Origin of the sequence: Arthrobacter sp. RCC_34, from assembly GCF_041360795.1 — a bacterium.
Taxonomy (GTDB): domain Bacteria; phylum Actinomycetota; class Actinomycetes; order Actinomycetales; family Micrococcaceae; genus Arthrobacter_E.
On record NZ_JBFUPW010000001.1, the window covers coordinates 1,428,042 to 1,449,935 of the forward strand.

The following is a 21,894-nucleotide window of genomic DNA, read 5'->3' on the forward strand; positions in this document are numbered from 1 at the left end:
CTGGACATTGGTCCGAACAGGCCGGAGATCAACCGATATTCTCGGTGCATGAACAGCCCCGTCTACGTGATTCGGGTGCAGCTGGTCAAAGACGGGCCGGGCCAATTGCTGCCCATTGTGTCGATCGCCGTGTCGGTATTCTCAGTTGCCTTGACCCTGATATTTCGGCGTCGAGACCGGCCCCGTTTATCTGCCATGACAAACCGGGCGATCCCCGTTGGCCTTGGACGCAATGCCGAGGGGTCCGCGCGAATCTACGTGACAGTTACCAACAAGAGCCGCACCGCCACCACCCAGGTCTCACAGCTCACGCTCGAGCTACCCGACGGTGGCACCTTCGCTCATACTGAACGATGGCGTGCGGACGACGTGCTTCCGGCCGACCTTGGCCTGGGAACAAGCGTCAGGATCAGTAACCCGGTTCGAGGACCCGGGATAAGCCTGTTGAACGAGCAAGTACCAACTAGCTGGATCCGTGCCCGCGCGGTTTGCGGCCATCGAAGAACCGCGGGCCGGAATCAGAGAAAGCTCATAGAGACCGTGCGCGCCTACGCCATGGAACGCTCGCGATAGCTCCCCAAAGCCAGTCACTGAACTCAGGTATTGTCCTGATTATGAGCTCCAAACCCTCAGCCGGTCCCTATGGTTCCGCCGCTGATGTCCCATCGATTAGGAAGATGGCCGAACAGATCCGTCAACTGAGGGTTCTGAGCTTTGTCGTTCCTCGTGAGCACCGGCGCGAGTTGAGGGCTCTGCAGGAACAGCATAGACAGCTCACAGCTTTGGTTGACTCCTTCTACGAGGCTGTGGGGGAGCGGAACTGGGTCTTCACCGGCGACCTAATCCCCTCCGAGATTGAGAAAGTTCTCGATCGGGAGCAGGCAGCCGACCCGGCAGGCATCGAGGCCCGGCTCATTGCGTACTACAAGGCCGAGGATCACATTTCATCTCCACTGGGTCGGCTGAACCGGTTCCCGGCAATGAGAGATCGTATGGTGCTGCTGAGGAAGGCCTTGTCCGATTACGAAGCAGGCCGCTACTACAGCACCGTGTTCGTGATCTTGGCGGTCATGGATGGCTTTGTAGGTGAATTCGAAACTTCCGTCCGCAAGGGCTTGCACGCCCGCTCCGAAGAGGACATGGTGGCCTGGGACAGCGTCGCCGGCCACCACATGGGCCTGGGCCACGCGCACAAGTCGTTCCGGAAGAGCGTCTTCAAGACCGACCTGGCTGAAACCACGGAGCTGTATCGCAACGGAATCATGCACGGAACCTTGGTCAACTTCGACAACGAGATCATCGCCACCAAAGCCTGGAACAGGCTCTTCGCCGTCGCCGACTGGGCAGATGCGCGGCAACGAGAGCAAGAACCTGAGCAGGTCCCACCGACCTGCAAAGATGTTCTCGCGCAGCTTCGCCGCCAGCAGCAACAGCAGCAGCTACTTCAGGCATGGGAACCACGCGAATTCTCGCCCGAAGTGAACGAAGAATCCGAGGTCCTCTTGGCATGCACAAACTATTTGACGAAGTGGCACCGCCGGCAATGGGCGCCTGTGGGAGCCACTTTCATCGAATTCGGAAGCACCAAAGCGAGCTTGGGCAAACTGGCAGAAGAGGCTAAGTGGCTATACCAAAGTGAGAACCTAGAGGAATGGAACGTTCTTCTGGTCCGCCACGTCTCAGCAGCTGTTGCTGAAATTGATGTCGAACTACGTGTCAATGGCGTGCACCAGAGGGCAGTGCTGCGCTGGGTCCGAATTGGCCCGGACGGTCAGGTAGTGCTGGAGGACGAGCCTGGCCAGTGGAAACTCTCGCCATACGGGCCCAGAACATTCCTTACCTCGGATGCAAACTAGTACGGTTTGATTCGGATCCCTTCGCAGAGGCTTGTGCCCAGTGAGCCCGGCCTGAGAGTTGCGCAGACATCAGGAGTGGGGCGGTGGGCGCAGGGATACCCGCACTGCGACTCAAAGGCAGAGTGTGAAGGAACGCTGCAAAACATGCTCCCGCACTGACCTCGTCAGCCCCGTAATGCGCCGATAATCTACATTATGTCAACTAATAATCCGGACGCTGCCCTGGGCTGATCATCTCGCTCCTCCCTGACGCGACACGTCCCCCTCGTTCGCGGTGCGCTGAGACACGCCCTCCACGCGACGCTCTCACTGTTCAGCGAGTTCGACGCGTCAGTTCAGCGCGCACCATGCCGCCCGGCCGCCCATCGGCTTCGGCGAGCTTGGTTCCGTCAGCAGCAAAGACCGCAGAGTGACCGGCGGTCTCGTCAAAGCCCCCGCCCGTCGGCCCCGCGAAGCTGGCGATCGCGACCGGCGCTGCCAGCGCCCGGCTGATGACGAAGGCGCGTGCCTGACATTCGACGACGTCAGCGGCGACATCAACGACGCCGGCAGCATAGAGGTCGACGCCATGCGCCGCCATCTGCGCGGTGTGCTGGCTCTGCCCGGTATCGCGGCAGATGGCCAACCCGACGACCCAGCCGTCGACGTCGATGGTCGACGGGCCGGCGCCGGGAGTGAACCGTGTGAATTCCTCGCCGTGCAGCCAGGTCTTTCGATACACGACCGATACCCCCTCCGCGTCAACCCTGAGCGTGGCGATGGACAGGCGGTCGCCCTCCCCCACGGGCGCACCGACGAGCGCAACACTCCCCGTCTCCGCGCAGACATCGACAAGTTCCTGGAGAAGCGGGTCGTCCAGTTCAATGACGGGCGCGCCGAGGTCATAGCCGGTGAGAGACAGCTCGGGAAAGATCACGATCCGGCTGTCCGCAGCCCGGATGGAGTCGACGTGTGATGCGACGTTCGCCCTGAGGTCGTTCAGACGAATCACCGGTTGGGCGACGGCCACCCTCAACGTCGCCTGAGGCATTCGCCGCACTTCTGAGCTGCGGTTTTGGATGCGTGGATCAATGGGCGTGGCGAGCAGCCCCACGGTCTTCGTCACTCCCCCAGGATAACTGTGAGAACTGCCGGGCCGACACCGGCACCGTGCGGCCGGCCGCGCTCACGGCCGGAGCAGCAGATTCAGGCCAGCGAAAAGAAACGCGGCGCCCACAAGAGCCGATAAGACCCCGACCGTCAGCCAGGTGCCTGGAGACGTGGCATCCTCGATTGAATGTCTGGGCCGTATGCCCATGGCACGGAGCCGCCTGATGAACATCTCCATCCACTGACGATGCCTCCGGGAAACTGGCACTCGGCAGAGGGCTACGCCTGAGCCCATCAGGAGACATATCGCTCCGAATACTGCGAGACTTGCTCCTGGCGAAGGCACCCTGCTCCCCCTTCAGTGAGGCTGAGACCGCTGAACACAGTTCACGAGGGCGCAGCGGTCGGTCTCCGCCGTCGCGGACTAGGCTGTGCTCATGGCCGATCATATCGAGGTCGCGATCGTCGAAAGTCTCACTGACAACGATCTTCAGCAAGTGGAAGCGCTTCTCCCCCAGCTGTCCACCGGCGCGACGTTCGTCCGTGAGCGGGTGCAGTCGATGGTCGACACGCCAGGCGTCGACCTCTTCGCCGCGCGCGACGGCGGTCGGATCGTCGGCATGGCGACCCTGGTGACTTTTCCCCTGGTGACCGGTTGGCGCGGGATCGTCGAGGACGTCGTCGTCAGCGACCAGGCACGTGGACGCGGTATCGCCCGGTTGCTGCTTACTGAGATCACTGCGGAGGCTTCCAGAAAGCGCCTCCGCACCCTGGATCTCACATCCCGCCCATCGCGCGAATCTGCACTGAGACTCTATGAATCAGTAGGGTTCCGGCCCCGTGAAACGAACGTACTGAGATACTCACCGCCGCTGAACTAGAGCGACCGCAGGGGCCCGCACTCCCCCATCCCTACGGCACGACGCAACGTTCGCCCATGTGTCCAGACGCGACACCCGGGCATCGGATACACGACGCCGTTGCGCGTGACGAGGTCACCCGAATCCCCTGGAGCTCGTTGCGCGACTCTGGCGCATAGGCCTCATTAGGTCGACTGAACACTCACTCAATGGAGGCTCGTGTTGCGGCGCGTGAGGCAAGGATCACCGCGATCGTCAGGAACACCAACACCGCGGCAGTGGGGATGAGGGTCAAGGCGAGGGTGCCGATTGAAGGTGCCGCCAGGGCGAGAGCCCCGCCGGCAAAAGCACACAAACCTCCGACGATGAGGTACGGGCCTGCTGCGCGATGACCTGCTTTCCATGCTGCGTCAGACATCATGGTTGATGGAATGCGGATCCCGACGATGGGGTTCATCGGCAATCGCGCTGCCAATGCCAGGATCCCGCAGATGATAAATATTGCGCCGAGAACGGAAAGAATCGTCACTAGAGTGGCCGTTTCGCTTGAGGACATGTCTCTACCTGCCTTGATTAAAGTTCACACTCTTTCGTCTGCACCATTCAAGCTATCGCGGCATACTCCTTCCTCTCCAATTCCTGTGTATCGCTTACGGGGGTAGGCCGAAATCCCGGGAATGCAGCCAGTGCAACTGCCGCGATCATGATCAGGGAAAATGACCACAGCCCGATGACCGCGATGATGCCAGCATGCAGGAGGACTGAGGTGACGAATGCTGCTTTCCTGCGCTGCGGCCCTCCGAGGAGAAACACGGCGATCATGATCTCGATGAGAATAGGGGCCCAGGTGAGGACGGCAACTCCTAAGTCAAAGCTGCTGGCCCATCGGGCTACTTCTCCCACGATGCCTGAGCCGCCAAAGGAGGGATCTCGCACGAAGTAATACATGGCTGAGCCGTTCAGCCAATCTTCATGAGAGAGTTTTGAGATGCCGCTATCCAGATAGATGTATGCCATCTGCAGCCGTAGTCCGAGCCAGCCTGCCCAGCGGATCCCGGCGCTGTAGCGCGACAGCCGGGCGGTGTTGAAGACCTCTCCCCTGTTCGGCACCCATGCACACCACGCCCAATCGTCGATGGACATCAAGAACACCAGGCCCGAAACCAACTGGGCTACTTGCTCTCCGCCATCAGGTAGCCCGATTCCCACTGAGATGGAAAACGCGACCCACGCATGTAACAGGCTGCTGAGCGCGGGGACCACACCCAAAGTCACCAAGATGAGCACGCCTGACGCAATCCACGGCGCGAATGACTTATCGGGGGTGGAGTCAAGGCAGTACAGTCCGAGGTTCACTGGCGGCTTGCAGTATGTGGGGCGCCCGATTCCGGCGATCTCAGGAGTGAGCTGTTCCCATGGAGTGAACAAGACGACGGACAGGGTGGCGGCGGCTAGGAGTGCCCTGGCGGATTGAACTGGAATGGATGCTGATCTGAACCGCAGAATCTGCGCACCCATACGATCCACGACGTTCATCAGCACCTGACGCTCACCTTCGCTGCCTTGTCAGCCTTCCGCTCGTAGGGAGTTAATTCACGGTACGCATAGGGGACAACGTGAACTTGAACCAAGAGCCATTGCCTGCATAGGTTCGGGGCTCCCTTGGCTGAGTCCAAAACCTGCGCCTCTCCCGCCTTAGCCGCCGATACGCACTCACTATTCGTCGTCCCTCCGCAGTCGATCCAGTTCTGGATCTTGCCGGCATAGAGAGCTTTCTCCGTGTCGTAGGACCGTTGTATGCGAGAGATCCCGAACCCGTTGGCCGCCAATGACTGTGGAAGCGGATCCAGCCGATCGTCCTGATCCAGCCCCTCGGCCGTTGGGCGGAGGGCAATCAGCGCGGTTGAGTCAGGCTCCTTGGTGAAGAACGACCAGGATTCAGGCACGAACGCGACCGCCGTGACTTTCCAGGTCTTATCTTGGCTGAGGACTGTGGTTGGCATCGCTCCCAATACTCCAACGACGAGCGTGGCGATGATGATCGTGGCCATCGCCACGCCGGAGAGTGCAACGATCCGCGAGGGTTTCACCAGCAGCCCCCTGAATCAGCCCAACGACTTTGCAACGGCGAGTGCGTTCAGTTGCCGGTCATACGCTGTCGCGGTGCTGTCGGGGGTGTAGAGCACGAAGACAACCGCGCCGGCGACAGCGGCAACCGCCCCCAGAACGACGGCGGCCGCGGCGACGAAGGTGATGGTGTCGACGAAGTTGCTGACAGGGCCGTTGTTGTAGTCCAAGGGGCTCAGCGTGCCCTTTTGCGACCTCGACTCCTTGATGTGCTCGACCACCTTGTTGAAGTCGTCCGTGAGAACTCTAAGTCCCGCTTCGGCCCGGACCGGATCCCCCGACTGCACGGCTTCCGTCACTCTTTCGTGCAACTGGGGATCAGCTTGACGGAACAACTTCATCACGGCAGACACCGTCTCGGCGCTCGGATGAGTCCTGACGTAGCCGAGCTGCGTGGCAAGGTCAGGTCGTGCATCAAAAACGGGTCCCGCATGCAAGACGAAGAAGGAGATGACGTCCTGGTCGCTATACCGCAGGTTCGTTGTCTCTACCTTCTGGGTACCTGTTGCCGCTGCTGGACGATCATCCGCCGCTACAGCGTGGGCGCCTGAAGCGGTCAAGCCCACGGCCCCGATGACCGACGCGGCAAGTATTTCCTTGAACATGGTTCGCTCCGAGTGGTAGCAAAACGGATTAATCAGCACGATGGTGTTGCTGACCATGCGATAATAGCTCGTGTGCAAATGTAGGACAAGAACGCCAGTGTGTTGACTTTAGATACTTACCGTATGCAACTATCTCTCGGGTATCGCCGTTCTTAGAAAAAGTACGGGCTATAACCATTGTGGAAGGGAGAACTTGATGGAACGAGAAGAGCTGCCGGAGGATGGGCCTGAAGATGAGTCGACGCCTCCTCAGCTCCGAAAGCGGTATCTGATCTCGTCTGCCGCACTCAGCTCTATTGCTTTGGTCCTCTGCGCAACCGCATGGGCGGCTCTATTCGTCAATCCAAACGGATCGACCTCGATCATATCCGTGGAAGTGCCAACCATTGCATGGGTTGCCAGCATCTCCATGGTCACGATCTGTGTTCTTGCGCTATTTATCAGAGAATTGATGCGCAAAATACCCGAATCGCGTCAGAAGTATTTGCCAACGATCAGCTTCTTTCTCTCGGCAGCGGTGGTGCTAACTGGCATCTCCCTCGCAACGCCGCTATGGAGCAGAGATGCAGGGCCCGTACTGAGAATCTCGGGGAACTTTGCCGGACTAAGTGCATTCGCCGCTCTGATTTTTGTGAAACTCAGGTCAGTAGACCTGTCGCCGTAAGCAAACGAGCCCTGCGGCCCGCCCTGACCCTTCTTGGAGTTGCGGGTCGTCAACGTCACGGGGTGAGAGAATTGAAACAACCCGTAAAACCATTGCCATTCGCTGCAATCATCCTGTTCCCACTGATCGGAGTGGAAGCAGGTTCACTGATACGAGATGCCGACCACTTGCCACAGCATCTGCCGGTCTACATCGTTGTTGATGTCGTGGTGTTTTCTGTTCTGTACTTTGTCTGGAGCAAGGTCCGGGCGGCAAAGAACCGGCCTCGATCTTAGCGGGCTCTCATCAGACACGGAAGGAACGGGCGGCTGCGCGCTCCGGACTAAGGAACTTCTGGCAATCGGCGCCGGTTGGGTCGCGCTGCTCTCCATGCTCACGGTGATTGTCGTGGAGGTGCTGCAGGCGCACAGGGCCGATTTCGGCACCGAACCCCCTGCTGAAGCGCCAATAGATCGTCTTCATCGTGGCGGTCTCGATGGTGAGGGCTCACGTCAAGATCAATCTGCTCCCCGAGATCCGCGACTCTAAGCCGCCCGCGGCCCGAAGCGGGGCGAAATGTCAGACATTAGGCCATTCCGGGTAATCTGGCAGCATCGGCTGCCACAGCACTGTCTTGGCTTCATCCAGCGCGGCGCATAGTGCCGCGCGAATCTACAGAAGGTAGGAATCGTGGACCACCACATCCGCGCAACATACGACGCGATCCTCTCTCAACCGGCACCTCGAGATCTCGACTGGGATCGATTCGTCACGCTGTGGAAGGACATCGCAGACAAGGTGACCGAGGATCCCGGCGCCAGGCTCGCCGTGGACATCAATGGCCACCGTGAGGTGTTCCGCAGGCAGCACGACGGCCGCGTGTCGATCGAGGACATCGAGCTTGCGCGGCGCATCCTCGCCAAAACCCCTGATGACAAGGGCAGCGGACATCTCCTGGTGGTGACCATCGACGAACGCGCAGCGCGGATCCTGGACTTCGACCTTGCCACGCCCAAGGTGGTGGAGACCGAACACGATGTGAAGGATTCCAGCCCTGTGGCACACCACATGCGCACGGTGGAACGGCACACTGGCCGTGACGATGAGGCTGATCTCAAGGCGTTCTTCGACGAATTGGCCGAGACGCTCCGGCCGCTGGTCGCGTCGCAGACCTTCGTGCTGTTCGGCCATGGCGAAGGCAAAGCCAACACGGCTGCCGCCTTCATGGAACGCGCTACCGCGCATCACCCGGACGTCGCCAAACAACTCGCCGCGACCGCGCAGATCGACCTGTCAGCCGCAACGGACTCCGTCCTGGAAGCCAAAGCCAAGGAACTTACCGGACGCTGAGTCTCGTCCCTTGGGGTGCTCCTGGGTGTGAAGGTCAGGCAAGGCCACCGACCACCCAGGGAATCAGCACCCTCTAGGGCAGACGCTGCTTCCAGCGGAAGTGAACTGAGGGTGGGTAACAGCTTGGCTGCCGCTCACCCTCAGTTGGACCAGCGAATCTTCAACTGCACCGCGGGAAGCGGCACCCTAGCTTCGAGGACTCCGGAGGAGCCATCTGATCTCGGACAGGGGAACGTGTGCGCTTCGCCGCGAACCTTGCGCCCGTCGGTCAGGGAACCGACTACAGCGCTTCACCCCTGCAGGCAGAAATACGCCATCCCCAGCACTCCACGGTACCCATCCTCATAAGCAGCCCGTTGATCCTCGAGGTCCTGACGGACCTGCGCCGCGGCGGGATGGCCGGCATCGTGGGCTTCGAGCCACCGGGAGTATCTCGCACGGAACCCAGCCTCGAAAACGTCCCACTCCTCGAGGCTCGTCTCGTCGTCGTCAACCACCTCGAAACCGGCGGCAAGGATCTGCTCGCGCACCGCGTCCTGAGTGAGGAATTCGTCGTCTCGCCCCGACAGAGTCGCAGTGGCCGCCGGATGGGGCGGCGCCATCCAGATCGCCTCACCGTAGACGAGCCGCCCACCTGGACGGACCAGGCCACGCAGCGCCCTCAGGGCCGCGCCGTAGTCCAGGGGCTGGGCATCCTCCACCGGCGGCCCCCAGATCTGGCTCGCACCGATGCAGATGACCGCATCGGCCGCCGTGTTCCGGGCCTCCAAGCCAGACATGAGATCAAAAGCCACCCGTTCACCCAGCCCGCGACTCTGCGCTTGCTGGCGTGCCCGCTCGATGAACGCCGGAGACCGGTCCACTCCCCTGCCTCTCGCGTTCGGAACCGACTCCACGACGCGGAGCAGCAGCTCACCCCACCCGCATCCCATGTCCAGAACGTCCGTCGGCGCAGGGTCGGATAAGAAGGTCACCAGATGCGCGGCGCGTTCCTCCGAGAGCGGAGTCAGCCACGTCAGGGAGTCATGGAGGGGCGGTAGTTCCAGCGAAGTACTGTCCGTCACACCATCGATCCTCTCACGAGCCCTCAGGCCGTTCCCAGGTCATTGCCGGTCCAACTCTCCAACAGCGCGGCTCCCTCGCAACGCCACCAGCGCGGCCCTGACGGTGTCCCGGGCATGTGCGAGTTCGGCAATCCGCCCGTCGATGACGTCGAGCTGCTCCGCCAGGAGCGCCGCCTTCTCCCCCTCGCTCATGCCGTCCCAATGCGTCATGCGCTCCCGCATCCCCGTCAGGGAGAAGCCGGCCGCCCGTCCCGCAAGAATCAGTTCCACTCGGCGCTGAGCTTCCGGCGTGTAGTCCCGATAGCCGTTCGGCAATCGCCTCACCTGACCCGGGCTGAACATGTCCCGATCCTCGTAGAACCTGATCGCCGACGGCGTCACACCCGTGCGGCGAGCCAGTTCGCTGATCCTCATCATCCCCCCTTGACCTTCAAGTAACTTGAAAGTTTAGCGTCGATTCCGACAACCCAGTCCATGACTCAAGGAATTCCCCATGACGCACTTCCTCGCCGGCACAGCGGTTGCTCTGTTCTCCCTGCGGCTCCTGCTGTTCGTCCTCCTGCACGTGCTGCCCGGCGGCATCCACCCTGTCCACGACACCGTCAGCGATTACGCCGCATCTCCGGCGAAACGGACCAGGGCAGTCGCTTCCGCCGCATCGTGGACGGCGTCCTTGGCCTGGCTTTCGCTCGGCTTCGCCGTCATGTCCAGCACCTCCCGATCGGACACCACGCTGGGTGGCTGGCTGCTCGGCCTCGGCGTGCTCCTGGCGGTCATGCCCTTCGTGCCGACCGATCGCAGCGGCACCACCACGACCACGCGTGGCAGGATCCACCTGCTGTTCGCGATCGCCTGGTTCACCCTCGCCTACGCGACCATCACCCCCTTGAGCAGATTGATCGCCGGCCCAGCGGGCGCCGTCGCCGTGGTGAACGCACTGGATCTGATCGCGGCGATCTCGTTGACAGCGCTTGTCCTCGCCTTGCTCATCCGGCCTCTACGACGCCGGTTCTTCGGTCTCAGCGAACGCCTCTTCATCGTGGTGGTCACCGCTGCTCCGCTGGTGGCAGCAGCAGTCCTGGCCTCCACTTGAGTTTCGGTGGCAGCCGGCCACCGAACCTCACCGGTCCGATGAGCCGTTCCGGACGTCCCTGATACCGTCAGAGCTTCGGAACAGCGAAAGGGCAGGTCAGATGGACCATGACGGGATGGCATCACAGACCCTCCCAGGAGACCGCCTGACGGCAGGTCAGAGAACCTCCGTGGTGCTCGCGATCGCGGGCACGGTGGTCTGCTTCCCTGCGGCCCTACTGTTCGGCTTGGCGCTGGGCGCCTATCCCTTCCGGATGGAATGCACCCTCGAGACGCTTGGCTCGGGGTGCTACGAGGGTGAACTCGAGCTCAGCGGCGTCCTCCTCGCGCTGGTTTTCGTGCCGTTCTTCGTCGCGACGCTCGTGCTGGCCATCATCAACCGGAAAAGCCCACGGCGCGCAGCGACCTGGCTGCCGCTCATCGGGCTGTGCAGCGCGACATTCATCGCCGTCGCCGTCTACGCGGTGCTGATGGCCACGAGCCCTTCCCCCGGTCTGTGATGCCCCGGCGGCACCACTCCGCTCGGCCACGGCCCAGTAGCCTGGGGGCATGAGCCCAACTCCCCCATCCTTGCCGCCCGTCGACATCGCGCCGGGCTTCGTCGTCCGCAAGGCCGTCCGCAACGACCTGCCGTTTCTCATCGAGCTGCTGCACGACGACATGCTCGGTCAGACCCGCGAACGGCACGACGACGGCGCCTACCTCCGCGGTTTCGAAGCGGTCGACTCAGATCCGGCGCAGTTCCTCGCGGTCGTCGAAGATTCCGACGGCGCCCTCGTCGGGTTGATGCAGCTCAGCCTGATCCCGGGGATTTCCCGGGGCGGGCGCCTCCGGCTCAACATCGAAGGCGTCCGCATCGCGTCGACGCTGCGCGGACAAGGAGTGGGCTCCGCCATGATCTCCTGGGCCGTCAAGTACGGACGCCGGAACGGAGCCGGGCTCGTCCAGCTCACGACGGACGCCCGCAGGACCGACGCCCAGCGCTTCTACACTCGGCTGGGATTCGTGGCGAGCCACGTCGGCATGAAGCTCGACCTGGACTGAACCCGCGTTCTAGCCGGCGGCTCCCACCAGGAACTTCTTCAGCAGCGGGCCACTGGTGTCGGCGCCCAGTCCGCCGTCCTCGACGAAGACGGCGACGGCGAGATCGCCGTGCGTCGCCACGATCCAGGCGTGAGTTTTGGGCGGGTTGTCCGTGCCGAACTCGGCCGTGCCGGTCTTCGCCCCGACAGGAGCGCCAGGGACGTCAGACAGGAATCCCGCGTGGCCCGACGTCACGACGGCCCGCATGAGGTCCTTGAGCTTCACCGACTCCGCCGACGTAATCGGCTTCTCGATCGGCGCCGCCGTCGTCGAGGGTGACGGCGAACCGCTCGCAGTGGCCCCGGGGGTGACCGCGGCCTCCTCCCCGAGCACCAGCTTCGGCGTGACCGGCGCGCCCTTGCCGACCGATCCGGCCATGACCGCTGCCGCCAGCGGCGACATCAGGACCTTGCCCTGCCCGATCATGGAGGCGGCGTGCTCCGTGCCCTCCGCCGCGGCGGGAATCGATCCGAGGAAGCCGTCGTAGTTCAGCGCGTCAGAGGGAAGCCCGACACCCAGAGACTGAGCGGCCGCGCTCACCTGGGCCTGGGAGACCTTGTCCCGGGCGTTGATGAACGCTGTGTTGCACGAGTGGGCGAACGCCTCCCTCAGCGGGATCGTCCCCACTTCCGAGGCGGGATACAGAGGAGCGTTCTTGAAGGTCCGGCCATCCACGGAGGCGGTGGCCGTGCAGGAAACCGTGCTGTCCGGGGTCATGCCGTTGCGGATCATCGCCAGTGAGTCCACGATCTTGAACGTCGAACCCGGCGCATACTGACCGATCATGGCCGTGTTGTAGCCATTGCTACCGGGTCCCGAGGCCGCAGCAAGCACGGCCCCATCAGACGGCCGCAGGGCGACGATCGCCGAGGCTGGCCCGATGTCCTTGAGCGTGTCCTCCGCAAGCGTCTGGAGGCGTGGATCGAGGGTCGTCTTGAGGGGGGTTCCAGCTTTGGCTTCCACCTGGAACAGCACCCGGCCCGCATCCTGGGTGGCGCCGTCGGTCGTCGGCGCATCGGCCGGGGCGGTGGACTTGGCCCGGACGACCACGCCCTCCTGACCACGCAGCTGCGAGTCATACCGGGCTTGGAGACCGCCGAGGCCGGTCATATCACCGGCTTTGAGCTCACCCTTGGACTTCTCCACCTGCTCCGCAGTAGCTTCACCCACCGTGCCCAGGACTGCGCGAGCGAAGCCCCGGCTCGGCGCGAGCGGCAACGTGCCCGGCACGGTCCTCGCACCGGGGATCTGAGCGAGCTTCTCGGCGGTCAGCGCTTTGGCCTCCGGCGAGTCCGCGCGGAGGGTGATCGCCTTGACGAAGGCCTGAGGCCCGGAGGCTTTGACCTGTGCCGCGAATCCGGCGGGATCCACATCGGCCAGGCGGGCCACCTGCTCCGCGGCCGCACCGGCATCCTTGCCGTTGAGCCGCGATTTGTCGATGCCGAGATCAAGGACGGGCCGGTTGGTGACGAGAACCTTGCCGCCGGCGCCCAGGATGTCCGCGCGGGGCGCCGACTGGCCGGCCGTCTCCAGGACCTCATCGTCCTTCAGATCGGGCGCGATGAGCCCGGGGCTCCACTGAGCAGCCCACTCACCATTGGTCTTCTTCAGCCCGGCCTGGGTGGAATAGCTCCAGTGGGCTCCGGACAGCGTCCAGTCGAAGGAGAGCTTCGCCGTCCCCGTCTCCCCCTCCACCGTCACGGAATCGACCTTGACGGTGGGCTTGCTGTCCGGCAGGCCCTTCACGATGGCCTTCAGTTTCTTATCCGCGTCCGTGCCATTGACGCCGTCGAAGCGCACTGAACCGACGTTGAGCCCGGAAAGGCCGCCGGCGAGTTGCTGGACGTACGACTCGGCGCCCTTCCGCCCGTCGTCGCACGCCGACAGCGAACCGAGCAGGATGACGGACGCGGCCAGGACACTGAGTGTTTTCGTTGATTTCCCCACGAGCGTCATTATGCCAAGCGTCACTGACAATCCTGGTCAAGCGCCCAGGAAGCCCACCGCCCGAAGGCCTTGACACACCCTGGTATAAGCGGCTGGATCGGCGGATAATGGAATCAGGTCATGGCACCCGCCACGTACCAGCAAGAACAAGGGAAAAGGGGAAACGTCATGGGCTTTGTGGCATTCCTTATTCTGGGTCTCATTTGCGGTGCGATCGCCAAGATGATCATGCCCGGTGAGCACGGTGGAGGGTGGATCTCCACCCTGATCCTCGGGGTCGTCGGCGCACTTCTCGGTGGCTGGATCGGCGGCGTCGTCTTCAACGTCGGCCTCGCCGGCTTCTGGAGCCTCCAGACGTGGATCCTCGCCATCGTCGGATCGGCTGTCGTCCTCTTCGTCTTCGGGCTCTTCAGCCACAGCGGCCGCGGTGCCGGTCATCGCACCAGTCACTGAATCGACCACACCGCGGAGGCCGGGGCACCGCGCCCCGGCCTCCGGCGTGTCCGCCCGCGCGGCCCGGTCCACCTAGACTGGAGGGGCTATGCAGTGTGACTACTTTGACGCCGGGACGTGCCGCTCCTGCACGGAGATGGGCGTGCCGTACCCCACCCAGGTGGCCCGGAAGGAAGAGCATCTGCGCCGCCAGCTGGGCGCTTTCCCCGGCGTCCAGTGGCTCCCCTCGTTCACCGCGGCGGAATCCGGTTTCCGGAACAAGGCCAAGATGGTCATCTCCGGCGACCCCGCCTCGCCAACCCTGGGCATCCTCGACACCGACGGCCTGGGCGTTGACCTGCGCGCCTGCGGGCTGTGCTCCCCCGGCCTGACGGCCGCCTTCCCGGTCCTGGCGGACTTCATCAGCGCCACAGGCCTGATCCCATACAACGTGCCGCGCCGCCAAGGCGAGGTGAAGTACCTCATCGTCACGGAATCGCCCGACGGCGAGCTCATGGTCCGGTTCGTCCTCCGCAGCACCCGGCAGCTCGCTCAATTGCGCGACGCTCTGCCGCGGCTTCAGGCGGCGCTTCCGGCCGCCGTCGTCGTGTCCGCGAACATCCACCCCGAACACAAGGCGACCCTCGAAGGCGACGAGGAGATCATCCTCACCGCTCAGGAGTCGTTGCCTATGCGGCTGGATACCCTGACGCTCCACCTGCGCACCCGGAGCTTCTTCCAGACCAACACCGCGGTGGCCCGAGAGCTCTACCGCCAAGGCACGGCATGGGTGGACGAGGTCGGCCCCTCGACGCTCTGGGACCTCTACTGCGGCGTGGGCGGCTTCGCCCTCCACGCGGCACGCCCCGACCGTGAGGTCACGGGCATCGAAGTGAGCGCGGAGGCCGTGGCCAGCGCCCGCCTCAGTGCGTCGGACGCAGGCCTTCCCCACACAGGGTTCGTCGCAGCAGATGCCACGGCCTTCGTCCGGGACGCCGTGGAGCTTCCCGAGCTCGTGATCGTCAATCCGCCGCGTCGCGGGCTGGGGGCGGAACTCGCCTCCCTGCTCGAGCACTCCGAGGTGCGCCACGTCCTGTACTCCAGCTGCAATGCGGTGAGCCTGGGCAAGGATCTGACCCGGATGCCCAGCCTCGCTCCGGTGAAGGCCCGGCTCATGGACATGTTCCCCCAGAGCCACCACTACGAGACCATGGTGCTGCTTGAGCGCCGCGCCGCCTGATCACCCCCGAGCCGGAAGACCGCGATGAACTCCCCCAGCAAACCCCTCCTGACCGCTGCGATCGTCCTGGACGTCGTGCTGATCCTCGTGTTCGCAGGGATCGGGCGCGACGCTCACCACCGCGATCAAGGCGTTCTCGGAGTCTTCGTCACAGCCTGGCCGTTCCTGGCCGGCGCCGCAATCGGCTGGCTCGCCGGACGTGTCTGGCGAGCCCCCCTACGCCTGTGGCCCGCGGGCGTCTCCGTCTGGTTGGGCGCCCTCGTCGGCGGAATGGCGCTGCGTGCTCTCACCGGTCAGGTGGTGGTGCTCCCGTTCATCATCGTGGCCACCCTCTTCCTGGCGCTGGTCCTGCTCGGCTGGCGCGCCCTGGGGCTTCTGGTCGCGCGACGCGGATCAAAGCGCCGGGCCCTGTAATAGAGTTCCCCTAGAGCAAGCACCGGTCAGTGACACCAGGAAGGCCCACCGTGATCACCGCATTCGTCCACATCAAGACGGACACCTCCTCCATCCCGGAATCCGCGCAGCAGATCGCGGCCATCGAGGGCATCTCCGAGGTCTACTCGGTCACCGGCGATTGGGATCTCATCGCCATCGCCAAGGTGAGCAAGCATGAGGATCTGGCAGACGTCATCGCCGACCGCCTGTCCAAGGTCCCCGCCGTCGTCCACACCACGACCCACATCGCTTTCCGGTCTTACTCCAAGGAGGACCTCGACGAGGCTTTCTCCATGGGCATCGACGGCTGAGCTTCGCGGACTCTTCTTAAACGCGCACCTTGCTTAAAGCAGAAGGCTCCCGGATCATCCGGGAGCCCTCTGCTGGTCTCCGGGAGCTTCTCTGCCCCGCCCCACCATCCGTGAGCTGAACCGCTCAGCGTCGGCTGGCCTGAACCCAGCGCTCCAGCACGTCGGCGGCCGCACCGGAGTCGATCGATTCCTCGGCCGCCAGCTGGGCGTTCTTCAGCCGCTCCGTCAGCGGAGCATCGTGAGCGGCGTCGGCGGCGACGAGACCGGCCGCGGCATTGAGCACGACGGCGTCCCTCACCGGCCCCTTCTCCCCCGCCAGGAAACGGCGCACCAGGTCGGCGTTGCTGTCCGCGTCCGACCCCTTGAGCGCTTCGACAGGCACCAGATCGACGCCGAAGTCCCGGGGGTCCAGGCGGTGGACCTGGACCTCGCCGTCACGCACCTCCCAGACGGTCGACAGGCCCGAGGTCGTGATCTTGTCGCGGCCGTCGTCCCCGCGGAACACCAGGGCGCGGGTTCCACGGCGCGCGAGCACTCCGGCCATGAGCGGCGCCATCCGCTCGTTCGCGACGCCGAGCGCCTGGGCCGTGACACCAGCAGGGTTGGTCAGAGGACCGAGGACGTTGAACGCCGTCGGGATGCCGAGATCCCGGCGCACGCCCCCGGCATGCCGGAAGGAGGGGTGGAAGACCTGGGCGAAACACAGGGTGATCCCGACCTCGGCCGCGATCTCCGCGACTCGCTGAGCCGGCAGATCAAGACGCACGCCGAGTGCCTCGATCACGTCGGCGGACCCCGCCTTCGTCGACGCCCCACGATTGCCGTGCTTGACCACGGTGCGGCCGGCGCCGACCACGACCAGGGAGGACATCGTCGAGATGTTCACCGTGTCCAGGCCGTCACCGCCCGTGCCGACGATGTCCAGGGTCTCGCCGGGGACGGAGATGCGCTCGGCCCGCGCCAGCATCGTGCCGGCCAGCCCGTCGATCTCCTCCACGGTCTCGCCCTTGGCGCGCAGGCCCACCAGGAACCCGGCGAGCTGCGCCGGGTTCGCGGCCCCGTCCATCACCTCGGCCATGGCCCAGGCCGTGGCCTCGGACGGCAGATCTTCGCCGCGGACGAGTGCGCTGATCAGGAGCGGCCAGGTCCAGGGAACTCGCGGGGTCTGAACGTCGTTACTCACGTGTAGATCCTATCGAGGCTCCGCCGCCGGACCCGCAATGTGAACTGCAGCACCTCCCCTGGTGCGGAAAACCACGGTAGTTTTCGCAGCTCTGTAGAAAAAGTCTGCCGAAACGGCGCTTTGCGTTGGGCACTGCGAGGTTTTGCAGACATAATGTCTATGTGACCACAGCGACTCATGCCCCCAGTACCCCGGCGCATCCCACGCTGAACAGGCCAAACATGGTTTCCGTTGGGACCGTGGTGTGGCTGTCCAGCGAGCTGATGTTCTTCGCCGGCCTTTTTGCCATGTACTTCACCCTGCGCTCCACTTCCGGTGAGCTCTGGGCCGAAGAGACTGCGAAGCTGAACTTCCCCTTCGCCCTGGTGAACACCATTGTTCTGGTGCTCTCCTCCTTCGCCTGCCAGATGGGCGTCTTCGCCGCAGAGCGTCTGCAGCCCCGCCGCACCGGCAGCATCTTCCAGTTCACCCGCTGGGGGATGAACGAATGGTTCATCCTGACGTTCCTCATGGGTGCCTTCTTCGTGGCCGGTCAGGCCACCGAGTACGCGATGCTGACCAGCGAGCACGTGACCCTGAACGCGAACGCCTACGGCTCGGCCTTCTACATGACCACGGGCTTCCACGGCCTGCACGTCATCGGCGGCCTCATCGCGTTCCTCTTCATCCTCGGACGTTCGTACGCGGCCAAGAAGTTCGGCCACTTCGAAGCGACTTCGGCGATCGTGACCTCCTACTACTGGCACTTCGTCGACGTCGTGTGGATCGGCCTCTTCCTGGTCATCTACGTCCTGAAGTGACCGGTGCCTTGAGCACGGAACACGGCAAAGAAAACTACGCACCTGCCTGGCTGGCAAGTGCACGATCGATCAAAGGAACCACCAAGTGAAGGCACTCTCCCTGAAGCGACGTCATCCGCTCGCGGCAATCGCCTTGCTGTTGTTGGGTCTGCTCTTCACTGGTGGCCTCTACGCGGCGGCTTCCACGGCCAACCAGGCCAAGGCCGAGACCCAGAGCTACAGCGCCAGCGATGCCGCTGAGGGCAAGAAGCTGTTCGTGGCTAACTGCTCCACCTGTCACGGCATGGGCGCCGCAGGCACCAAGGACGGTCCGTCCCTGGTCGGCGTCGGCGCTGCCGCCGTCGACTTCCAGGTCGGCACGGGCCGCATGCCCATGCAGATGAACGGCCCGCAGGCCCAGATCAAGCCGAAGCAGTTCAACGAGGAGCAGACCCGCCAGCTGGCCGCCTATGTCGCGTCCCTGGCACCGGGTCCGAGCGTTCCCGACGCACACATCCTCGATGAGAAGGGTGACGCCGCCAAGGGTGGCGAGCTCTTCCGCGTGAACTGCGCCATGTGCCACAACGCCGCCGCCGCCGGTGGTGCGCTGACCCGGGGCAAGTTCGCCCCAACCCTGCACGGTGTTGAGAGCAAGCACATCTACGAGGCCATGGTCACCGGCCCGCAGAACATGCCTGTCTTCAGTGACGCGAACATCTCCCCCGAGGGCAAGCGCGACATCATCACCTTCCTGAAGACCATCGAGAACAACCCGTCCCCGGGCGGCGCCGACCTCGGCGCCCTGGGTCCGGTCTCCGAAGGCCTCTTCGTGTGGACTGCAGGTCTGGCCGTCATCATCGGCTTCACCATCTGGCTGACCTCGCGTAGCAGCTAGCTGACAGCGCGGGCGAACACTTTGCCGCTGCGACGACGGCGGCGTTGAAATTGAAGATCTTCGGCAACAGCCGAACTCAGAGAGGGAAAAAGGGGAACCATGGGCAACCATAGTGACGGCAGCTCGACAGGCTCGGGCACCGTAGCTACGGCTGGTCAGCACGATGAGGGAGCATTCCAGGATCCTGGAATTCCTCCTCACCGTCCTCGACTCGCCGACAAAGACCCCAAGGCCGCCAAGCGGGCGGAGCGGCAGGTCGCCATCCTGTTCATCGTGTCCGTGATCGGCACCTTGGTCTTCCTGGTGGCGTACTTCGCCATCGATCTGACCAACAAGTCCACGACTCGTGACATCAGCCTGCAGAACATGCTGCTCGGGCTTGGCACCGCGTTCGCCATGCTTGGCATCGGCACGGGCATCGTGCACTGGGCGAAGACCCTGATGCCCGATCACGAAGTCTCCGAGGAGCGGCATGAGCTGCGGTCCGAGGACGACCGTGTGGCAGCCGTGGCCATCGCGGACACGATCATCGAGGAATCCGGCATCAAGCGCCGCCCCCTCATCCGGAACACCCTGCTGGGTGCGGTCGCGCTGGCTCCCCTGCCCGCACTGGCCGTCTTCGGAGATCTGGGACCGCGTCCGGACGACAAGCTCGCACACACCATGTGGGCTCCGAAGGACGGCAAGCTCAAGCGCCTCACCCGTGACCCTGATGGCACCCCCATCAAGGCTTCGGATGTCACCATCGGCTCCGCGTTCCACGTGATCCCGGAAGGCCTGAACGAGCTGGAGCACGGCAAGCTGAACGAGAAGGCCAAGGCCGTCGTTCTCCTGATGCGTCTGAACCCGGATGAGCTTCACCCCTCCCCCGGACGCGAGAACTGGGCTTACAACGGCATCGTCGCCTACTCCAAGATCTGCACGCACGTCGGTTGCCCTGTCGCTCTGTACGAGCAGCAGACGCACCACCTGCTGTGCCCGTGCCACCAGTCGACCTTCGACCTGACGCACGAGTGTGAAGTCATCTTCGGCCCGGCCAGCCGTCCGCTGCCGCAGCTGCCGATCGCCGTCGACGAAGAGGGCTACCTCGTCGCCACGAGCGATTTCCATGAACCTGTCGGACCGAGTTACTGGGAGCGTGACGAGCATGAGCGCCGCCTCAACAGCTGAGCAATCCACCTATCAGGCGGAGACCAAGTTCGGCCGCTTCACTGACTTCGTCGATCAGCGTGTCGGTGGTTCCGGCATCCTGAAGGAGTTCGGCCGCAAGGTCTTCCCGGACCACTGGTCCTTCATGTTTGGCGAGGTGGCACTGTACTCCTTCGTCATCCTGCTGATGTCGGGAACGTTCCTGACGTTCTTCTTCGACCCGTCCATGGCGGAGACCCACTACCAGGGCAGCTACTCGCCGCTCTACAACGTGGAGATGTCCGTCGCCTACAACTCGTCGCTCAACATCTCCTTCGAGGTGCGCGGCGGTCTGTTCATGCGTCAGGTCCACCACTGGGCCGCACTGCTCTTCGTGGCCTCCGTGTCCGTGCACATGCTCCGTGTGTTCTTCACCGGCGCGTTCCGCAAGCCCCGTGAGCTCAACTGGGTGGTGGGCGGTGTCCTGCTGATCCTGGCCATGGCCGCCGGCTTCACCGGTTACTCGCTCCCCGATGACCTGCTCTCCGGCAACGGCCTGCGCATCATCGACGGCGTCATCAAGTCGATCCCCGTGATCGGCACCTGGATCTCCTTCTTCCTCTTCGGCGGAGAGTTCCCCGGCACCGCGATCATCGGGCGCCTGTACGTGCTCCACATCCTGCTGGTCCCGGCACTCATCCTTCTGATGGTCGCCATCCACCTGTTCATGGTCGTGGTTCACAAGCACACCCAGTACCCCGGCCCTGGCCGCAACGACCGCAACGTTGTCGGCTACCCGCTCGGCCCGGTCTACGCTGCGAAGGCCGGTGGCTTCTTCTTCATCGTCTTCGGTGTCATCGCGCTGATGGCCGGCTTCTTCACGATCAACCCGATCTGGAACTACGGTCCGTATGACCCCTCCCCCGTGTCCGCAGGCACCCAGCCTGACTGGTACATCGGCTGGGTCGACGGCGCACTGCGTCTGATGCCGGGTGTCATCGGCGCGATCGGCAGCTACCGTCAGCACTTCGAGTTCATCATCTTCGATCACACGCTGACCCTGAACGTGCTGCTGCCGGCCCTCGTGCCCGCAGGCATCGTGTTCACGGTGCTGTTCACCTACCCGTGGATCGAGCGCTGGATCACCAAGGACAACCGCGAGCACCACGTGCTGGACCGCCCGCGCAACGCTCCGACCCGCACCGCCATCGGCGTCGCAGGCATCGTGTTCTACTGCGTCATGTGGGCGGCAGCCAGCTCCGACCTCATCGCCACCCACTTCAAGGTGTCGCTGAACGACGTGACCTACTGGCTCCGCGCCCTGTTCTTCATCGGCCCGATCATCGGCTTCTTCGTGGCCAAGCGTGTGGCTCTCGCCCTGCAGCGCAAGGATCGCGAGATCGCTCTGCACGGTCGCGAGACCGGACGCATCGTGCGCCTGCCGCACGGTGAGTTCATCGAGGTCCACGAGCCGCTGAACGACTACAAGCGCTACCGCCTGGTGGCCTTCGAGTCCCCGAAGCCGCTCCCGGCACAGCCGAACGCGCAGGGTGTGGTGGACCGCAAGGAACGCCGCCGTGCGAAGTTCTCGAAGTGGTTCTTCGAGGACCGCGTGGCGCCTGTGACTCCGGCCGAGCTCGAATCGGCTCACGGCCACGGCCACCACGCCGAGGTTGAGTCCGGCGAGGACAGCAAGAGCCTGAGCCACTGATTCAGCGGCACACAGCCGAAAGGGCCCCCTCCAGGAAACTGGAGGGGGCCCTTTCGTTGTCACG

General features: G+C 63.7%; 25 protein-coding genes. 16 read left to right on the forward strand and 9 right to left on the reverse strand.

The window, feature by feature from the left end; genetic code table 11:
• The first annotated feature begins 48 nt into the window (after window positions 1-48).
• Both AB6732_RS06765 and AB6732_RS06770 read left to right on the forward strand, forming a co-directional pair.
• Complete coding sequence (locus AB6732_RS06765) at window positions 49-573, forward strand: hypothetical protein (RefSeq protein ID WP_370959236.1); 525 nt, start codon at window positions 49-51, stop codon at window positions 571-573.
• Between the two features lie 104 nt (window positions 574-677).
• Window positions 678-1,856, forward strand: a complete 1,179-nt coding sequence (locus AB6732_RS06770) for a hypothetical protein (protein ID WP_370959237.1) — start codon at window positions 678-680, stop codon at window positions 1,854-1,856.
• Window positions 1,857-2,169: 313 nt separating this feature from the next.
• Here AB6732_RS06770 and AB6732_RS06775 read toward each other — a convergent pair whose 3' ends face one another.
• Window positions 2,170-2,961: a carbon-nitrogen hydrolase family protein gene (locus AB6732_RS06775; RefSeq protein WP_370959238.1), complete on the reverse strand. Its 792-nt coding sequence runs from the start codon at window positions 2,959-2,961 to the stop codon at window positions 2,170-2,172.
• 421 nt (window positions 2,962-3,382) lie between these two features.
• Between AB6732_RS06775 and AB6732_RS06780 the strand changes: the two genes are divergently transcribed.
• Entirely contained in the window at window positions 3,383-3,826 is a 444-nt protein-coding gene (locus tag AB6732_RS06780) for an N-acetyltransferase family protein (protein WP_370959239.1), read from the forward strand.
• A 181-nt stretch (window positions 3,827-4,007) separates the two neighbouring features.
• On the opposite strand, the gene AB6732_RS06785 is transcribed toward AB6732_RS06780, so the two are convergent.
• From AB6732_RS06785 to AB6732_RS06800, 4 genes are read right to left on the reverse strand one after another with little or no spacing between them, the layout of a single operon-like run.
• Window positions 4,008-4,361, reverse strand: coding sequence for an SdpI family protein (locus AB6732_RS06785; RefSeq protein WP_370959240.1), 354 nt, complete (start codon window positions 4,359-4,361; stop codon window positions 4,008-4,010).
• 47 nt (window positions 4,362-4,408) lie between these two features.
• Complete coding sequence (locus tag AB6732_RS06790) at window positions 4,409-5,347, reverse strand: hypothetical protein (RefSeq protein ID WP_370959241.1); 939 nt, start codon at window positions 5,345-5,347, stop codon at window positions 4,409-4,411.
• Window positions 5,341-5,895 carry an SdpA family antimicrobial peptide system protein gene (locus tag AB6732_RS06795; protein ID WP_370959242.1) on the reverse strand — a complete coding sequence of 185 codons (555 nt, stop codon included), beginning with the start codon at window positions 5,893-5,895 and terminating at the stop codon, window positions 5,341-5,343. The genes AB6732_RS06790 and AB6732_RS06795 overlap by 7 nt, the downstream gene beginning before the upstream one ends.
• 15 nt (window positions 5,896-5,910) lie before the next feature.
• The gene (locus AB6732_RS06800) at window positions 5,911-6,594 is read right to left on the reverse strand and encodes a hypothetical protein (RefSeq protein ID WP_370959243.1); all 684 of its coding nucleotides are present in this window, start codon (window positions 6,592-6,594) and stop codon (window positions 5,911-5,913) included.
• A gap of 139 nt (window positions 6,595-6,733) precedes the next feature.
• Here AB6732_RS06800 and AB6732_RS06805 point away from each other — a divergent pair, with 139 nt between their 5' ends.
• On the forward strand, window positions 6,734-7,201 hold the full coding sequence (locus AB6732_RS06805; protein WP_370959244.1) for a hypothetical protein: 468 nt from the start codon (window positions 6,734-6,736) through the stop codon (window positions 7,199-7,201).
• Between the two features lie 669 nt (window positions 7,202-7,870).
• Window positions 7,871-8,530: a hypothetical protein gene (locus AB6732_RS06810; RefSeq protein WP_370959245.1), complete on the forward strand. Its 660-nt coding sequence runs from the start codon at window positions 7,871-7,873 to the stop codon at window positions 8,528-8,530.
• A 290-nt stretch (window positions 8,531-8,820) separates the two neighbouring features.
• Here AB6732_RS06810 and AB6732_RS06815 read toward each other — a convergent pair whose 3' ends face one another.
• On the reverse strand, window positions 8,821-9,594 hold the full coding sequence (locus AB6732_RS06815; RefSeq protein ID WP_370959246.1) for a methyltransferase domain-containing protein: 774 nt from the start codon (window positions 9,592-9,594) through the stop codon (window positions 8,821-8,823).
• A gap of 39 nt (window positions 9,595-9,633) precedes the next feature.
• Window positions 9,634-10,008 (reverse strand): MerR family transcriptional regulator, encoded by a 375-nt coding sequence (locus AB6732_RS06820; RefSeq protein ID WP_370959247.1) that lies wholly within the window; start codon window positions 10,006-10,008, stop codon window positions 9,634-9,636.
• Window positions 10,009-10,087: 79 nt separating this feature from the next.
• Here AB6732_RS06820 and AB6732_RS06825 point away from each other — a divergent pair, with 79 nt between their 5' ends.
• From AB6732_RS06825 to AB6732_RS06835, 3 genes are all read left to right on the forward strand, one after another.
• Window positions 10,088-10,687 carry a DUF998 domain-containing protein gene (locus tag AB6732_RS06825; protein WP_370959248.1) on the forward strand — a complete coding sequence of 200 codons (600 nt, stop codon included), beginning with the start codon at window positions 10,088-10,090 and terminating at the stop codon, window positions 10,685-10,687.
• A gap of 115 nt (window positions 10,688-10,802) precedes the next feature.
• The gene (locus AB6732_RS06830) at window positions 10,803-11,186 is read left to right on the forward strand and encodes a hypothetical protein (RefSeq protein ID WP_370959249.1); all 384 of its coding nucleotides are present in this window, start codon (window positions 10,803-10,805) and stop codon (window positions 11,184-11,186) included.
• A gap of 49 nt (window positions 11,187-11,235) precedes the next feature.
• Window positions 11,236-11,730 carry a GNAT family N-acetyltransferase gene (locus tag AB6732_RS06835; protein ID WP_370959250.1) on the forward strand — a complete coding sequence of 165 codons (495 nt, stop codon included), beginning with the start codon at window positions 11,236-11,238 and terminating at the stop codon, window positions 11,728-11,730.
• A gap of 9 nt (window positions 11,731-11,739) precedes the next feature.
• Here AB6732_RS06835 and AB6732_RS06840 read toward each other — a convergent pair whose 3' ends face one another.
• Window positions 11,740-13,725: a penicillin-binding transpeptidase domain-containing protein gene (locus AB6732_RS06840; RefSeq protein WP_370959611.1), complete on the reverse strand. Its 1,986-nt coding sequence runs from the start codon at window positions 13,723-13,725 to the stop codon at window positions 11,740-11,742.
• A gap of 159 nt (window positions 13,726-13,884) precedes the next feature.
• On the opposite strand from AB6732_RS06840, the gene AB6732_RS06845 reads away from it, so the two are divergent.
• The 4 genes from AB6732_RS06845 (at window position 13,885) to AB6732_RS06860 (ending at window position 16,134) form a co-directional block, all read left to right on the forward strand.
• A complete protein-coding gene (locus tag AB6732_RS06845) occupies window positions 13,885-14,169 on the forward strand; it encodes a GlsB/YeaQ/YmgE family stress response membrane protein (RefSeq protein WP_370959251.1) in 285 nt (94 codons plus the stop codon).
• Window positions 14,170-14,257: 88 nt separating this feature from the next.
• Window positions 14,258-15,388, forward strand: coding sequence for a 23S rRNA (uracil(747)-C(5))-methyltransferase RlmC (rlmC, locus tag AB6732_RS06850; RefSeq protein WP_370959252.1), 1,131 nt, complete (start codon window positions 14,258-14,260; stop codon window positions 15,386-15,388).
• A 24-nt stretch (window positions 15,389-15,412) separates the two neighbouring features.
• Complete coding sequence (locus tag AB6732_RS06855) at window positions 15,413-15,802, forward strand: DUF3054 domain-containing protein (RefSeq protein WP_370959253.1); 390 nt, start codon at window positions 15,413-15,415, stop codon at window positions 15,800-15,802.
• A gap of 50 nt (window positions 15,803-15,852) precedes the next feature.
• A complete protein-coding gene (locus tag AB6732_RS06860; RefSeq protein WP_370959254.1) occupies window positions 15,853-16,134 on the forward strand; it encodes an Lrp/AsnC family transcriptional regulator in 282 nt (93 codons plus the stop codon).
• A 124-nt stretch (window positions 16,135-16,258) separates the two neighbouring features.
• On the opposite strand, the gene trpD is transcribed toward AB6732_RS06860, so the two are convergent.
• Window positions 16,259-17,317: an anthranilate phosphoribosyltransferase gene (gene trpD / locus AB6732_RS06865; RefSeq protein WP_370959255.1), complete on the reverse strand. Its 1,059-nt coding sequence runs from the start codon at window positions 17,315-17,317 to the stop codon at window positions 16,259-16,261.
• Between the two features lie 221 nt (window positions 17,318-17,538).
• Between trpD and AB6732_RS06870 the strand changes: the two genes are divergently transcribed.
• The 4 genes from AB6732_RS06870 to AB6732_RS06885 all read left to right on the forward strand — a co-directional run bounded on the left by AB6732_RS06870 (window position 17,539) and on the right by AB6732_RS06885 (window position 21,830).
• Entirely contained in the window at window positions 17,539-18,117 is a 579-nt protein-coding gene (locus AB6732_RS06870) for a heme-copper oxidase subunit III (protein WP_243874803.1), read from the forward strand.
• 85 nt (window positions 18,118-18,202) lie between these two features.
• The gene (locus AB6732_RS06875) at window positions 18,203-18,991 is read left to right on the forward strand and encodes a c-type cytochrome (protein WP_066212540.1); all 789 of its coding nucleotides are present in this window, start codon (window positions 18,203-18,205) and stop codon (window positions 18,989-18,991) included.
• Window positions 18,992-19,090: 99 nt separating this feature from the next.
• Window positions 19,091-20,161, forward strand: a complete 1,071-nt coding sequence (locus tag AB6732_RS06880; protein WP_066212542.1) for a ubiquinol-cytochrome c reductase iron-sulfur subunit — start codon at window positions 19,091-19,093, stop codon at window positions 20,159-20,161.
• Window positions 20,139-21,830, forward strand: coding sequence for a cytochrome bc complex cytochrome b subunit (locus tag AB6732_RS06885; RefSeq protein WP_370959256.1), 1,692 nt, complete (start codon window positions 20,139-20,141; stop codon window positions 21,828-21,830). Before AB6732_RS06880 ends, AB6732_RS06885 begins: the two co-directional genes overlap by 23 nt.
• The last annotated feature ends 64 nt before the right edge of the window (window positions 21,831-21,894 follow it).

What these genes read in the sequence shown, in the direction of transcription:
- AB6732_RS06765 (WP_370959236.1), top strand. Translation starts at nt 49, where the DNA reads ATGAACAGCCCCGTCTACGTGATTCGGGTGCAGCTGGTCAAAGACGGG.
- AB6732_RS06770 (WP_370959237.1), top strand. Translation starts at nt 678, where the DNA reads ATGGCCGAACAGATCCGTCAACTGAGGGTTCTGAGCTTTGTCGTTCCT.
- AB6732_RS06780 (WP_370959239.1), top strand. Translation starts at nt 3,383, where the DNA reads ATGGCCGATCATATCGAGGTCGCGATCGTCGAAAGTCTCACTGACAAC.
- AB6732_RS06785 (WP_370959240.1), bottom strand. Translation starts at nt 4,361, where the DNA reads ATGTCCTCAAGCGAAACGGCCACTCTAGTGACGATTCTTTCCGTTCTC.
- AB6732_RS06800 (WP_370959243.1), bottom strand. Translation starts at nt 6,594, where the DNA reads ATGGTCAGCAACACCATCGTGCTGATTAATCCGTTTTGCTACCACTCG.
- AB6732_RS06805 (WP_370959244.1), top strand. Translation starts at nt 6,734, where the DNA reads ATGGAACGAGAAGAGCTGCCGGAGGATGGGCCTGAAGATGAGTCGACG.
- AB6732_RS06820 (WP_370959247.1), bottom strand. Translation starts at nt 10,008, where the DNA reads ATGAGGATCAGCGAACTGGCTCGCCGCACGGGTGTGACGCCGTCGGCG.
- AB6732_RS06825 (WP_370959248.1), top strand. Translation starts at nt 10,088, where the DNA reads ATGACGCACTTCCTCGCCGGCACAGCGGTTGCTCTGTTCTCCCTGCGG.
- AB6732_RS06830 (WP_370959249.1), top strand. Translation starts at nt 10,803, where the DNA reads ATGGCATCACAGACCCTCCCAGGAGACCGCCTGACGGCAGGTCAGAGA.
- AB6732_RS06835 (WP_370959250.1), top strand. Translation starts at nt 11,236, where the DNA reads ATGAGCCCAACTCCCCCATCCTTGCCGCCCGTCGACATCGCGCCGGGC.
- AB6732_RS06840 (WP_370959611.1), bottom strand. Translation starts at nt 13,725, where the DNA reads ATGACGCTCGTGGGGAAATCAACGAAAACACTCAGTGTCCTGGCCGCG.
- AB6732_RS06845 (WP_370959251.1), top strand. Translation starts at nt 13,885, where the DNA reads ATGGGCTTTGTGGCATTCCTTATTCTGGGTCTCATTTGCGGTGCGATC.
- rlmC (WP_370959252.1), top strand. Translation starts at nt 14,258, where the DNA reads ATGCAGTGTGACTACTTTGACGCCGGGACGTGCCGCTCCTGCACGGAG.
- AB6732_RS06855 (WP_370959253.1), top strand. Translation starts at nt 15,413, where the DNA reads ATGAACTCCCCCAGCAAACCCCTCCTGACCGCTGCGATCGTCCTGGAC.
- AB6732_RS06870 (WP_243874803.1), top strand. Translation starts at nt 17,539, where the DNA reads ATGGTTTCCGTTGGGACCGTGGTGTGGCTGTCCAGCGAGCTGATGTTC.
- AB6732_RS06880 (WP_066212542.1), top strand. Translation starts at nt 19,091, where the DNA reads ATGGGCAACCATAGTGACGGCAGCTCGACAGGCTCGGGCACCGTAGCT.
- AB6732_RS06885 (WP_370959256.1), top strand. Translation starts at nt 20,139, where the DNA reads ATGAGCGCCGCCTCAACAGCTGAGCAATCCACCTATCAGGCGGAGACC.